The sequence below is a fragment of the Mesorhizobium sp. dw_380 genome, from assembly GCF_018588885.1.
Lineage (GTDB): Bacteria > Pseudomonadota > Alphaproteobacteria > Rhizobiales > Rhizobiaceae > Mesorhizobium.
This window is the reverse complement of the sequence record NZ_JAFFIW010000024.1, coordinates 19,156-31,539: the sequence shown is the minus strand read 5'-3', so window position 1 is coordinate 31,539 and position 12,384 is coordinate 19,156. Positions and strand designations below refer to the sequence as shown.

At 64.7% G+C, this 12,384-nt stretch carries 12 protein-coding genes; 6 read left to right on the top strand and 6 right to left on the bottom strand.

What is annotated here, in order from left to right; genetic code table 11:
- Nucleotides 1–110 precede the first annotated feature (110 nt).
- On the top strand, nucleotides 111–692 hold the full coding sequence (locus JT360_RS21620) for a CatB-related O-acetyltransferase (RefSeq protein ID WP_214473862.1): 582 nt from the start codon (nucleotides 111–113) through the stop codon (nucleotides 690–692).
- A gap of 193 nt (nucleotides 693–885) precedes the next feature.
- Here JT360_RS21620 and JT360_RS21615 read toward each other — a convergent pair whose 3' ends face one another.
- Together JT360_RS21615 and JT360_RS21610 are read right to left on the bottom strand one after the other, a co-directional pair.
- Complete coding sequence (locus JT360_RS21615) at nucleotides 886–2,121, bottom strand: amidohydrolase/deacetylase family metallohydrolase (RefSeq protein ID WP_214473861.1); 1,236 nt, start codon at nucleotides 2,119–2,121, stop codon at nucleotides 886–888.
- A 24-nt stretch (nucleotides 2,122–2,145) separates the two neighbouring features.
- Complete coding sequence (locus JT360_RS21610; protein WP_214473859.1) at nucleotides 2,146–2,511, bottom strand: RidA family protein; 366 nt, start codon at nucleotides 2,509–2,511, stop codon at nucleotides 2,146–2,148.
- A gap of 221 nt (nucleotides 2,512–2,732) precedes the next feature.
- On the opposite strand from JT360_RS21610, the gene JT360_RS21605 reads away from it, so the two are divergent.
- Nucleotides 2,733–3,218, top strand: a complete 486-nt coding sequence (locus tag JT360_RS21605; RefSeq protein WP_214473858.1) for a hypothetical protein — start codon at nucleotides 2,733–2,735, stop codon at nucleotides 3,216–3,218.
- A 32-nt stretch (nucleotides 3,219–3,250) separates the two neighbouring features.
- On the opposite strand, the gene JT360_RS21600 is transcribed toward JT360_RS21605, so the two are convergent.
- On the bottom strand, nucleotides 3,251–3,886 hold the full coding sequence (locus tag JT360_RS21600; protein ID WP_214473857.1) for a methyltransferase family protein: 636 nt from the start codon (nucleotides 3,884–3,886) through the stop codon (nucleotides 3,251–3,253).
- A gap of 237 nt (nucleotides 3,887–4,123) precedes the next feature.
- On the opposite strand from JT360_RS21600, the gene JT360_RS21595 reads away from it, so the two are divergent.
- The 3 genes from JT360_RS21595 (at nucleotide 4,124) to JT360_RS21585 (ending at nucleotide 7,065) form a co-directional block, all read left to right on the top strand.
- Nucleotides 4,124–4,906: a COG4705 family protein gene (locus JT360_RS21595; protein ID WP_214473971.1), complete on the top strand. Its 783-nt coding sequence runs from the start codon at nucleotides 4,124–4,126 to the stop codon at nucleotides 4,904–4,906.
- A 108-nt stretch (nucleotides 4,907–5,014) separates the two neighbouring features.
- Nucleotides 5,015–5,698, top strand: a complete 684-nt coding sequence (locus JT360_RS21590; protein ID WP_214473856.1) for a winged helix-turn-helix domain-containing protein — start codon at nucleotides 5,015–5,017, stop codon at nucleotides 5,696–5,698.
- Complete coding sequence (locus JT360_RS21585; protein ID WP_214473855.1) at nucleotides 5,695–7,065, top strand: sensor histidine kinase; 1,371 nt, start codon at nucleotides 5,695–5,697, stop codon at nucleotides 7,063–7,065. Before JT360_RS21590 ends, JT360_RS21585 begins: the two co-directional genes overlap by 4 nt.
- A gap of 360 nt (nucleotides 7,066–7,425) precedes the next feature.
- On the opposite strand, the gene JT360_RS21580 is transcribed toward JT360_RS21585, so the two are convergent.
- The gene (locus tag JT360_RS21580) at nucleotides 7,426–7,854 is read right to left on the bottom strand and encodes an Lrp/AsnC family transcriptional regulator (protein WP_214473854.1); all 429 of its coding nucleotides are present in this window, start codon (nucleotides 7,852–7,854) and stop codon (nucleotides 7,426–7,428) included.
- Nucleotides 7,855–7,977: 123 nt separating this feature from the next.
- On the opposite strand from JT360_RS21580, the gene JT360_RS21575 reads away from it, so the two are divergent.
- Nucleotides 7,978–9,081, top strand: a complete 1,104-nt coding sequence (locus JT360_RS21575) for a saccharopine dehydrogenase family protein (protein ID WP_214473852.1) — start codon at nucleotides 7,978–7,980, stop codon at nucleotides 9,079–9,081.
- Between the two features lie 168 nt (nucleotides 9,082–9,249).
- Here the strand turns inward: JT360_RS21575 and lpdA are convergent, their stop codons facing one another.
- Together lpdA and JT360_RS21565 are read right to left on the bottom strand one after the other, a co-directional pair.
- The gene (lpdA, locus tag JT360_RS21570) at nucleotides 9,250–10,647 is read right to left on the bottom strand and encodes a dihydrolipoyl dehydrogenase (RefSeq protein ID WP_214473850.1); all 1,398 of its coding nucleotides are present in this window, start codon (nucleotides 10,645–10,647) and stop codon (nucleotides 9,250–9,252) included.
- 333 nt (nucleotides 10,648–10,980) lie between these two features.
- The gene (locus JT360_RS21565) at nucleotides 10,981–12,375 is read right to left on the bottom strand and encodes a dihydrolipoamide acetyltransferase family protein (RefSeq protein ID WP_214473849.1); all 1,395 of its coding nucleotides are present in this window, start codon (nucleotides 12,373–12,375) and stop codon (nucleotides 10,981–10,983) included.
- Nucleotides 12,376–12,384 lie beyond the last annotated feature (9 nt).

Here is a 12,384-nt window from a genome sequence, read left to right as displayed (position 1 = left end):
GCCGCACCTGAAGAGAGCTGATGTCACTGGCCAGCCGGAGATCGAACCGGAGTCTTCAGACGCAATGGAGAGGCCCGGCATATTGCCTGGCATTTCGGGGGAGGAAGCGGATGGGGCTGCTTAGAGGGCTTCGCATAAAACTGGGATTGAAGAAGAATCCCTTGCCACCACTGCCGGGGGTCGCGATTGGCCGTCATACCTATGGGCTCAACAAAAGATCGTTCTTTTCTCCGCATGAAAACGTGCCGGTGCGAATAGGGTCGTTCTGTTCTGTTGGGCCGGATGTCCTCTTCGTCTGCGCGGCCGAGCACCGCATCGACACCGCAACCACCTTTCCGATTCACCGGATAAGCCGAAAGCTTCTTGAAATCGCCGAACCCCACGGCAAGGGGCCAATCACCGTGGGCAATGACGTATGGCTTGGAGCTCGCTGTGTCATCCTTAGCGGTGTTACGATCGGTGACGGTGCCGCTATCGGCGCCGGCAGTATCGTCACCAAGGACATTCCTCCCTACGCCGTCGCGGTCGGCAACCCTGCCCGCGTCATCCGCTACAGATTCGCGCCCGAAGTCATCGAGCGCCTGCAGGCATTGGAATGGTGGAACTGGAGCGACGACTTGATCGGCGAACGCATCGAGCTTCTGACGGCAATGACGGCCGAGAGCTTCCTCAACGTGGTGGGACCGGCATAGCCGCTCCGGTTTATGGGCTGCCTGGCAATTCTGGGCGGTAGAATCTCCCCCCTCGAGCGGGAGATGTCGCCGAAGGCGACAGAGGGGGTCGGTGCGACTGGATGCGACCTCCTTGCAGCAGATGAAGGTTGGCACCCGGTCGGACCGACCCCCTTTGGCCTGCCGGCCATCTCCCCCTCGAGGGGGAGATCGGCTAATTATGTCGATGCCCGAAGTGCCGGGCTGCAACCTCGACATGCGTATGCGCGGCATGCGGCTCGAAGCGTTCGGTCTCGCCAAGGTCGTCCACCGCCTCGTTCGGCCACCAGGTGCCGGCGATGACGATGCCCTCCGAGACCAGCCGCTGGTCGGCGACCAGCGAGGCGCCGACCGCGTCGACCAAGGTGAAGCGGCCCGACCGCTGACGAAGCACGGCGACGTCGCCGGCGGTGCCGACCGCCAGTGTGCCGAGGTCCGGCCGTGCGATCGCGTGGGCCGGCGCTTGCGTCGCCGCGCGCAAAACCTCGACCAAGGGCATACCGAGCGCCAAAAGCTTCGACATGCACACCAGTATGTCGAAGGCCGGCCCATCGACGCAGTAGAGATGCACGTCGCTCGAAATGACATCGGGCGCCAGCCCCTCGGCGAGCATCGCACGGGCGACGTCGAAATCGAACGAACCCATGCCATGGCCGAGATCGAAGATGACGCCGCGCTCGCGCGCCAGCCGCATGTCGGGCCGCACAGCGCCGGAGGCGAAGACCGGCGCGTTGGGGAACGGCCGGAAGCAGTGGGTGAGGATGTCGCCTTTGCGCAGGCGCGGCAGCACTTCCGAGCGGCCGGGCGGCGGCTCGTCAATATGCGCCATCAGCGGCAGGCCTGCTTTGTCGGCGGCCTCCAGCGCGAGATCGACCGGCGCGATGCCGCTGGTGCCGCCGGCATGTTTGCCGGAGCGGACTTTCACGCCGACCACGACATCGGCGTGCTCGCGCACAGCCGCAACCACTTCGCGCGGCTCGCAGAGCCTGAGATCGCTGCATTCGCCGACCGACACCGTCTGCGAGAAGCCGAAGATGCCGGCAAAGGAAATGTTGACATAGGCCAGGATGCGCACCTTCGAGCGCTCCATGACATGGCGGCGGAAGCCGAGGAAATTGCCGGCGCCGGCACTTCCCGCATCGATGAAGGTGGTGGTGCCGCTCTTGGCCGCCAGCCGGTCGGCATCGACGCCGAGCGAGGTGCCGCCCCAATAGACGTGGCTGTGCAGGTCGACCAGCCCGGGCGCGACGATGCAGCCTGTCGTGTCGATCACCTGCGCGGCACTGTTCACGGGAATGTCGGCGTCGACAGCCGCGACCCGGCCATTGGCGATGGCAACATCGCGCGGTGCGTCGAGCCCGGCCGCCGGATCGATCAGCCGTCCGCCCTTCAGCAGGAGGTCGAATTGCATGGGGGAACCTCTGCTTCGCTAAGTCTAGGCCGGCCTGTAGGCGACCGCCTCGACTTCGATCTTGATATCGATCATCAGCCGCGATTCGACCGTGGTGCGGGCCGGCGGATTTCTAGGGAAATGCCGGGCATAAACCGCGTTGAAGGCGCCGAAGTCGCGCGCGTCCTCCAGCCAGACGGTGGTCTTCACCACATCGTCCAGGGTGCAGCCCGCCAACGCCAGCGCGGCCTTCACATTGGCCAGCACCTGCTCGGTCTGTTCCGTGATGCCGCCCTTGACCACGATGCCGTCGCCGCCGACCGGAACCTGGCCCGAGACATAGACGAAATCGCCGGCCCGCACGGCGGGCGACAGCGGCACATGCGATGTTCCAAAGGTCTGCTTGGGCAAGGGAATGACCTCCTCTGATCATGCGGCAGGACGCCAAGGCGTGCGCCCGCTTCGGCGCAGATTTACCGCGATCGCGGCGATCCCGATAGGGCCCTTGTTGGAAAGCAACATTCTTCGAAATCCATGTTGCTTTATTACAGAAGCGCTTGCATCGTGCGCGCCTGCCGGACGGCGTCCAAGCCGCGACGGAGAGATGCCTTTGCGAGACCGGAGAACCGAGCATGACCTTCGACAAGAACCCGTTTCCAGCAGGCGATGCCGACCGTCACGCGCTGTGGGACATGCTGGTGCGGCGCGACATCGACGCCTTCATCAGCCAGGACTGGTCGATGGTCGAGAATGATTTCGTGGCCGAAAGCTTCTTCGGCATGCATGCGCATTTCCTGCCCAATGCCGATGCCTGGCGGCTGCAATTCCCCAGGCTGGAGATCTATCGCGACGAGTGGCTGCGCCAGGCCAGGGAGACGGCCGCGACCAAATTCGCCGAACCGCTGCGCGAGGCGCTGTTTCGCGTCACCAACCTGCGCGACATCGATGTCGACGGCGACCGCGCCGTGCTGCACAAGAAGTTCGACGGCACCGTCGCCAAGGCGGACGGCAGCGTCGACCGGCTGAAATGGCAAACGCTGTATTTCTGCAGGAAGGTCGCCGGCAACTGGAAGATTGCGGGCTTCGTCGGCTACATGCCCTATCCGCTGGGCAGCTGAAGCTGCCGCGGAGACAGGCCGCGCCACCGTGATCAGTAGAGCGTGATGAAGGCCGGGAACAGCAGACCGGTGTGTCTGAGATACTCGATCAGCTCGATGGCCGGGAAGATGGCGAGGAAATAGAGCCCGTCATAGAAGGTGCGCTTCAGCGCGCGCGTCGAGAACTGCAGCTCGTCATTGTCGCGGTAGAGCAGCGGATTCGGCCAGAACCGGGGGGTCGCCTTGATATAGGCGGTATAGGCCGGGCCGAACTTGCCCAGGAGATATTCGGCTTCCTTGCGCGCGGTGACGCGGAAGATGAAGAAGCTGGCCACGCCAAGTGCTGCGGCCGCCACCAGCGAGCCGTAGAGCAATCCGATCCCGACCGCGCCGACCGTCGAGAAGAAATAGAGCGGGTTCTGGCTCATCGAGAACGGTCCCATCGAAACCAGCTCCTCGTTCTTCTTGCCGCCGACATAGAGGATGCTCCAGAGCCGTCCGGCGACGCAGACGAGCACCATGCAGAAGCCGAAGAATTCCAGCGCCTCGTGCCCGTTCGAACCTTCGCTCAACGCCGGCTTGGTGACAAACAGCAGCAGCACCGCCAGCACCGCCGCCACCCGCACGAAGATCAGCCGCTTGCGCTGGACGAAGGCCTCTGAAACGGGCTTGAGGGAAGCATAGGTCATTCGGGTTTTCCTGGGGCGCTGACAGGCCCTGGAGCACTGGGGCACGCCATTGATGGCGGTTACAAGGCAGTGGCCTTCTATCAGCGCACCACGCGGCTTTCGTAAAGGCCCTTTGGATGACCGGCACCCATTCTTACGAAATTGTATGCCGGCGGACAGGCTGGCGTGAACTCGCTTGCCTATCGTTCGAATGCCGATCGCTTCCGCCCGGCAAACATCGACCTCGGGATTTCAGCCATGCTCCACCCCGCCGCACCGAGCCAGAACAGGGTCCCCGACGTCACCCTCGATTTCTGGCTGATCAAACTGATGGCGGTGACCATGGGCGAGACGGCGGCCGACTATCTCGCCGTCAATCTTGGACTCGGGCTGACCGTCACCTCACTTGTCATGACCGGCGTCATGGTCATCGCCCTTGTCCTGCAGTTCGCGCAGAAACGCTACGTGCCCTGGGCCTACTGGCTGGCGGTGGTGCTGATCAGCGTGGTCGGCACGCTGATCACCGACAACCTCGTCGACAATTTCGGCGTGCGCCTGCAGACCACGACGATTGCCTTCAGCGTGGTGCTCGCGGCGACATTCGCGGTCTGGTACGCGAGCGAGAGGACGCTTTCGATCCACACCATCTTCACGACCAGGCGCGAGATCTTCTACTGGCTGGCGATCCTCGTCACCTTCTCGCTCGGCACCGCCGCCGGTGATCTTGTCGCCGAGAGCATCGACACCGGCTATCTGGCCACTGGCCTGCTGTTCGGCGGCGTCATCGCGCTCATTGCCCTCGCCTATTATCTCATCCATCTGGATGCGATCCTGGCCTTCTGGCTCGCCTACATCCTGACGCGGCCGCTTGGCGCCTCCTTCGGCGATCTGCTGTCGCAGCCGGCCGAATATGGCGGCCTCGGCTTCGGCACAACCTTCACCAGCCTGATCTTCCTCGGCTGCATCATTGCGCTGGTTCTCTACATGACGCTGAAGAAAACCGCCGACGAGGCCGACGAGATCCTGCTCGAATCGGATTGACTTTCGGCGTTGGCGATTGGCTGAACCGCCCCTCGCCGTGACCATCCTAGGAACGGACCCATGCCGGTGATAGCCTCTCCCCGATATCGGCGATCAACCGGAACAGCGATGCGACTTCTTCTTGTCGAGGACGACCACAGGACGGCGGACTACATCGTCAGGGGGCTGACCGAGGCCGGCCATGTCTGCGACCTCCTGCGCAACGGCCATGACGCGCTTTTCGCCGCGACCAGCGGCGGCTATGACGTGATCGTCGCCGACCGGATGATCCCCGGTCTCGACGGCCTGTCGATGGTCAAGGCGATCCGCGCGGCGGGCGTGCGCACGCCGGCGATCTTCCTCACCTCCATCGGCGGCATCGACGACCGCGTCGAGGGGCTGGAAGCCGGCGGCGACGACTATCTGGTCAAGCCTTTCGCCTTTTCCGAGCTGCTTGCCCGCATCAACGCGCTCGGCCGCCGGCCGGCGGCGCAGGAGCAGAAGACGGTTCTGCGGGTTGGCGACCTCGAAATGGACCTCATCATGCGGCGCGTCGTCAGGCAGGGCCGGCCGATCGACCTGCAGCCACGCGAGTTCAGCCTGCTCGAGGTGCTGATGCGCGGCGAGGGCCGGGTGATCACCCGCACCATGCTTCTTGAGCGCGTCTGGGACTTTCATTTCGACCCCAAGACCAGCGTCGTCGAGACCCATATCAGTCGGCTGCGCGCCAAGATCGACAGGCCGTTCGAAACCCAGCTCATCCAAACCGTCCGCAACACCGGCTACAGCCTGCACGCACCGCTTGCGCCATGACCGGAACATGGGCCCGTCTGCCGCGCAGCACGCCGTTCCGGCTCGCCCTGACCTTCGCCTTCCTGTTCATGCTGGCCTTCATCCTGTCGGGCGCCATCGTCTACCAGATGATGAGCGCCGATCTCGCCGAGCAGCTCGACGACACCATCCGGGAGACCTATTCGGTCATCGCCGCGACCTATGCCGACAAGGATCTCAAGGAGCTGGTGGAGACCGTCGAAAGTCACTCCGCACGCAGCCTGAAGAAGGAACAGCTGTTTTCGCTGACCGACGCGGCCGGCAACCGTCTGGCCGGCAACTTCACAGCCGCGGGGCTTCCCGACGGCTTCTCTGCCTTCGACGCCGTGTTGCCCGGCCTGCCGCCGGACACGGAATATCGCGCCTATTCCGGCGCGATCGGCGGCAACACCCTGACGGTCGCCTTCAGCCTTTCCGAGACCGAGGAGCTGGAAACGATCATGCTGATGAGCTTCGGCTGGGCAACCCTGATCATCACCGGGCTGGCGGTCACTGGCGGCGCCCTGCTCGCCTCGCGCGTCCAGCGCCGTCTCGACGGCATCGCCGCCACCATGGTCGACGTCTCGCATGGCCGGCTCGACACCCGCATTCCGCTGACCGGCAAGGGCGACGATATCGACATCGTCTCCAGCCAGATCAACGCGGCGCTCGACCGGCTGTCGGGCCTGGTCGAAGGCATGAAGCAGGTCAGCGCCGACATCGCGCACGATTTGAAGACACCGCTCAACCGGCTGCAGATGATCCTGGAAGGCGCCGCCGACAAGGCCGCGCGGCATCGGGACGTGTCCGGCGATCTGGCCGATGCGCGCGCCGAAGGCTATCAGATCAACGAGACCTTCGATGCGCTCTTGCGGATAGCGCAGATCGAAGCCGGCGCGCGCAAGGCACGATTCACCGATGTCGACCTCGGCGAGATCCTGCAAACCATCGCCGAGATCTATGCCGACGTGGCCGAGGATGACGGCAAGTCGCTGTCATCGGCCGGGCTTCATCAAGCCGCCGAACCCATCCATGGTGATCCGGAACTTTTGACGCAGATGTTCGCCAATCTGGTCGAGAATGCGCTGCGCCATTGCCCGCCCGGCACGGCGGTCAAACTGTCGGTGACACGCCAGGGCGAGCGCATCCTGGCCCACGTCGCCGACAATGGACCCGGCATTCCCGCCGACGAGCGCGAGAAGGTCTTCCAGCGGCTCTACCGCCTGGACCACAGCCGCTCGACGCCAGGCAGCGGTCTCGGGCTCAGCCTTGTGCGGGCCATTGCAGACCTGCACGGGGCGTCCATTACCCTCGAGAACTGCCGCCCCGGCCTCGACGTGGTGGTGAGCTTTCCCCAGGCGTCAAATTAGCTGGCGAAAGCCGAAATTAGCCGATCTCCCCCCTTGCGGGGGAGATGCCTGGCAAGGCAGAGGGGGTGCTGTCCCGCTGAACTGTCGATCTATGCCGATCGCATCGGAGCAAACTGGGCGAGGCTGGCGTTCCTTCACACCCCCCTCTGGCCTGCCGGCCATCTCCCCCGCAAGGGGGTGTTTGGACCGGGGACATCGCGAACAGGTGTGCGAGGACATCGCGAACAGTTTGGCGCGCTTTGCGCTGGGAGGTTCGGGATGCCATTCGAGGACAAGAGCGCGATGTCCCCGGTCCAAACAGGGGGGAGATCGGCAGCTTTGCTGTCCTGCCGGCATTCCTCGCAAAGCGACATCAGCCACTCACCGATCTATCCTTGTCGACAGGATGATCGACGACGAGGTCCGCTCGACCCCGTCCATGGCGCCGATCTGGTCGAGCAGCGCGTCGAGGTCGCGGATCGACGGCGCGTCGACGACGACGATCATGTCGAAATTGCCGCTGACCGAATGCAGCGTCCTGACCGGCGGCAGCGCCTGCAGGGCCCGCACCACTCTGTCGGCAAGCTTCGGCGTCACCGTGAGCAGCACATGCGCCCTGACCAGCCCCTGCTCATAGTCGGGCGCCAGCCTGACGCCGTAGCCGGTGATGATGCCGCGCTGCTCCAGCCGCTCGATCCGGCTCTGCACCGTTGTGCGTGACACGCCAAGCTGCCGCGCCAGTTCGGCGGTCGAAGCGCGCGCGTTGGCGCGCAGGAGGGAAAGCAGGGCCTGTTCGGCTTCACTGAGCATTTCGACGAATCCCTTCGGCAAATCGACTAAAGATAGGTTTCACTCTGCCAGATTCCGCGCTTCCTTTCGACAGGCAAGCTGCGATTCTCTCCCCACAATCAGCTTTGGTGCGAGGGATCAGTCATGAAGAAAATTGTTGTAGTCGGCGCCGGCAAGATCGGTTCGACCATTGCCGAGATGCTCGCCGCGACGGGTGACTACCATGTCACCCTCGTCGACCGCTCGGCGGCGCAGCTCGCCGCGGCCGAAGTGCCTGATGGCGTCGAGACGCTCGAACTCGACATCGCCGCGCCAGGCACCCTCGAAGCAGCCCTGGCCGGCAAGTTCGCGGTGCTGAGCGCCGCCCCCTTCCATCTGACGACACGCATCGCCGAGGCCGCGGCCAGCGCCGGCGTGCACTATCTCGACTTGACCGAGGACGTCGTCAGCACCAGGCGGGTCAAGGAACTGGCGCGTTCGGGCAAGAGCGCCTTCATCCCGCAATGCGGGCTGGCGCCGGGCTTCATCTCGATCGTCGCCAACGATCTCGCTGGCCGTTTCGACACGCTGGAAAGCGTGCGCATGCGCGTCGGCGCGCTGCCGCAATACCCGTCCAACGCGCTGAACTACAATCTGACCTGGAGCACCGACGGCGTCATCAACGAATATTGTGAGCCTTGCGAGGCGATCGTCGAGGGCGAATTGATCGAGGTGCCGCCGCTGGAGGAGCGCGAGGAGTTCTCGCTCGACGGCGTCACCTATGAGGCGTTCAACACATCGGGCGGGCTCGGAACTTTGGCCGAGACGCTGAAGGGCAAGGTGCGCACGCTGAACTACCGCACCATCCGCTATCCCGGCCACGCCGCGATCATGAAGGCGCTGCTCAACGACCTCGGCCTGCGCCACCGCCGCGACGTGCTGAAGGATATCTTCGAGAGCGCCCTGCCGGCGACGCTGCAGGACGTGGTCATCGTCTTCGTCACCGTCTCGGGCCGCAAGAACGGCCGCCTGCTGCAGGAGACCTACGCCAACAAGATCTATTCGAAGCGGGTCGGCAGCGTGATGCGCAGCGCCATCCAGATCACCACCGCCTCCGGCATCTGTGCCGTGCTCGACATGCTCGCCGACGGCAGCCTGCCGGCGACCGGCTTTATCAAGCAGGAAGACATCGCGCTCGACGCCTTCCTCGCCAACCGCTTCGGCCGCGCCTACGCGCAGCACGAGATGGTAAGCCGGCTCGCGAGCTGAGGAGGCGCGCCATCTTCACCCTCCCCCTTGTGGGGAGGGTCGGCTCGCGATCGGAGCGAAGCGGAGATTGCGAGACGGGGTGGGGGTAAGCGCCGACGGCCGGTGAGGACCCCCACCCCGATCCGCTTCGCGGATCGACCCTCCCCACAAGGGGGAGGGTGAAGCAACTCAAACATGCAGCGCGTGCCCGAGCGCCTTCAGCGCCGCTTCCTGGAACCCCTCGCCTTGCGTCGGATGGGCATGGATCGTTCCCGCGATATCCTCCAGCCGCGCGCCCATCTCCAGCGCCAGCCCAAAGGCCGTCGACAGCTCCGACACGCCCTGCCCGACCGCCTGGATGCCGAGCACCAGATGGTTGTCAGCGCGGGCAACGACCCTCACGAACCCGTCTTCGCCGTGCTTGGTCATCGCGCGGCCATTGGCGGCGAAGGGGAACATGCCGATCTTGATCTCGCCGCCGAGCGCCTTCGCCTCCTCCGGCGAAAGCCCGGCCGTCACCAGCTCGGGATCGGTGAAGCAGACGGCGGGGATAGAGCGCTTGTCCCAGCCGCGCTTGTGGCCGGCAACGATCTCGGCGACCATTTCGCCCTGCGCCATCGCCCGGTGCGCCAGCATCGGCTCGCCGGTGACGTCGCCAATGGCGAAGATGCCGCGCATCGAGGTACGGCACTGATCGTCGATCTTGATGAACTTGCCCACCATGTCGAGGTCGATCTGGTCGAGCCCCCAGCCTTCGGTCACTGGCTTGCGCCCGACCGTCACCAGGATCTTGGTCGCGGCGACCTTGCCACTCTTGCCGTCCGATGTCTCGACCAGCAGCGCGTCACCTCTGGTCGACAGGCCTTTGGCCTTGGCGCCCAGCATCACCTCGATGCCAAGTGCGGAGAGCCGCTTGACCACAGGCCGGGTCAGCTCCGCATCATACTGCGCCAGGACGCGCGGCAAGGCCTCGACCACGGTCACCTCGGCACCCATCTTGGCGAAGGCCATGCCGAGTTCCAGCCCGATATAGCCGCCACCGACGACGGCAAGCTTCTTCGGCACCTCGCTCAGCGCCAGCGCTTCGGTGGATGAAATGACCGACCCGCCGAAAGGCAGGAACGGCAATTCGAGCGGCGCCGAGCCCGTTGCAATGACGATCGCCTCGGCACGGATCACTTGGCTTCCCGTCTCCGTCTCGACCTCGACGCTCTTGCCGTCCCGGAACGTTGCCCAGCCGTGCACGGTCTTCACCCCCGCCTTCTTGAGCAGGCCAGCGACGCCGCTATTGAGCCGGCTGACAATGCCGTCCTTCCAGGCGACGGTTTTGCCAAGGTCGAGCACGGGAGCGGCAACCGAGATACCGAGCGGGCTCTTGCCGCCGGCCATGTGCGCCACAGTCTCGAACTCTTCCGCCGCGTGGATCAGCGCCTTGGACGGAATGCAGCCGACATTGAGGCAGGTGCCGCCAGGCTTGCCTACCTCGACGATCACCGTATCGACGCCGAGCTGCCCGGCACGGATGGCTGAGATATAGCCCCCGGGCCCAGCCCCGATGACGAGCAGCTTGCAGGAGATTTCTTTCATGGCGACACCCTGGTTCACAATGGTGCTGGAAGGCAGATAATGTTGGGTGGCGATCGTTCGCGCCGCCCTTGAAGCGCGTAATCTCCCCACTTGAGGGGGAGATGTCGCCGAAGGCGACAGAGGGGGTCGCCGCGCGTAGAGCGCCAGCCTTCCTCTGTCGCGCAAGGCGGTCGCGTCCAGTTGTACCGACCCCCTCTGGCCTGCCGGCCATCTCCCCCTCGAGGGGGGAGATTACGCGCTCCATTGCTTTCGCTAATTTTCAACATTGTAAGAAGAAAACCAGCCCGACAGGGCAGAGGGACGCTGTCTCGCCGACATCTCCATCTTTCACCCTCAATCCACAAAGATCAGCGCCGGCGTTTCCAGCAGCGTCTTGATGCGCTGGATGAAGACGGCCGCATCCCAGCCGTCTATGACGCGGTGGTCGAAGCTCGATGACAGGTTCATCATCTTGCGCGGGATGAACTGCGTGCCGTCCCACACCGGCCGCACCATCATCTTGTTGACGCCGATGATCGCCACTTCCGGATGGTTGATGACCGGCGTCGTCGCCACGCCGCCCATCGCGCCGAGCGAGGTGATGGTGATGGTCGAGCCCGACAGCTCGTCGCGGGTCGCGGTGCCGGATTTGGCCGCCTCGGCAAGCCTGTTGACCTCGGCGCCGCAGTCCCAGATGTCGCGCGCCTCGGCATGCTTGACGACCGGCACCACCAGCCCCGAAGGCGTCTGCGCGGCGATGCCGATATGGATGCCGCCATGCTGGTGGATGATGCCGGCCTCGTCGTCGAACAGCGAATTCAAGTTGGGCTGGTCCGAGATCGCCTTGACCATCGCCCGCATCAGGAATGGCAGCAGCGTCAGCTTCGGCCTCTCTCCACCTCCCTTGGCGGCCCGCTTTTCCTTGTTGAGCGCAGCACGCAGCTCCTCCAGCGCGGTGACGTCGATCTCCTCGACATAGGTGATGTGCGGGATGCGCGACTTGGACAGCGTCATCTTCTCGGCGATCTTGCGCCGCAAGCCCACCACCTTGATGTCTTCGACCGCATCGTTGCGGGCAAGGCCCAATGCCTTGGCGACCTGCGGCCCGCGCGCCAGGAACGCCTCGATGTCCTCATGGCCGATGCGGCCGGCCGGTCCGCTTCCGGCGACCTGCCTCAGATCGATGCCGGCCTCTTTTGCGCGCAGGCGGACAGCCGGCGACGCCAGCGGCTTTTCGCCTTCCGGACGCGGTGCGCCACCGGGCGCGGCAACGCGAGATGCCGGCGCTGTACCCCCACCCCTAGCCCCTCCCCACAAGGGGGAGGGGGATTCTGTTTCAGCCGCTCCCACGCCTTCGATTCCCTTGGATGATGACGACGAGGTGGGCTTTGCTCCAACCTTGGAAACCGTTGCGCGTCCCCCTCCCCCTTGTGGGGAGGGGTTAGGGGTGGGGGTACTCTCAGCCGTAACTTTTGCCGGCGTCGCACCACCCACAACATTCCCCTCGCCCGCCACTTTCAACCGCACGATGGGCGAGCCGATCGCCACCGTGTCGCCGATCTCGGCGCCCAGCCACAGGATCTCGCCATCGACGGGTGAAGGAATCTCGACCGTCGCCTTGTCGGTCATGACGGCGGCGAGCACGGTGTCCTCGCGCACGATGTCGCCGACCTTGACGTGCCATTCGACCAGCTCGGCCTCGGCGACGCCTTCGCCGACATCGGGCAGCTTGATGATGTGTTCGCCCATCTCAGGCCC

Bases quoted from the DNA above. Each gene is read 5' to 3' on its own strand.
- JT360_RS21620 (WP_214473862.1), top strand. From the start codon at position 111: ATGGGGCTGCTTAGAGGGCTTCGCATAAAACTGGGATTGAAGAAGAAT.
- JT360_RS21580 (WP_214473854.1), bottom strand. From the start codon at position 7,854: ATGCTCAGTGAAGCCGAACAGGCCCTGCTTTCCCTCCTGCGCGCCAAC.
- JT360_RS21615 (WP_214473861.1), bottom strand. From the start codon at position 2,121: ATGCAATTCGACCTCCTGCTGAAGGGCGGACGGCTGATCGATCCGGCG.
- JT360_RS21565 (WP_214473849.1), bottom strand. From the start codon at position 12,375: ATGGGCGAACACATCATCAAGCTGCCCGATGTCGGCGAAGGCGTCGCC.
- JT360_RS21575 (WP_214473852.1), top strand. From the start codon at position 7,978: ATGAAGAAAATTGTTGTAGTCGGCGCCGGCAAGATCGGTTCGACCATT.
- JT360_RS21585 (WP_214473855.1), top strand. From the start codon at position 5,695: ATGACCGGAACATGGGCCCGTCTGCCGCGCAGCACGCCGTTCCGGCTC.
- JT360_RS21600 (WP_214473857.1), bottom strand. From the start codon at position 3,886: ATGACCTATGCTTCCCTCAAGCCCGTTTCAGAGGCCTTCGTCCAGCGC.
- JT360_RS21590 (WP_214473856.1), top strand. From the start codon at position 5,015: ATGCGACTTCTTCTTGTCGAGGACGACCACAGGACGGCGGACTACATC.
- lpdA (WP_214473850.1), bottom strand. From the start codon at position 10,647: ATGAAAGAAATCTCCTGCAAGCTGCTCGTCATCGGGGCTGGGCCCGGG.
- JT360_RS21595 (WP_214473971.1), top strand. From the start codon at position 4,124: ATGCTCCACCCCGCCGCACCGAGCCAGAACAGGGTCCCCGACGTCACC.
- JT360_RS21605 (WP_214473858.1), top strand. From the start codon at position 2,733: ATGACCTTCGACAAGAACCCGTTTCCAGCAGGCGATGCCGACCGTCAC.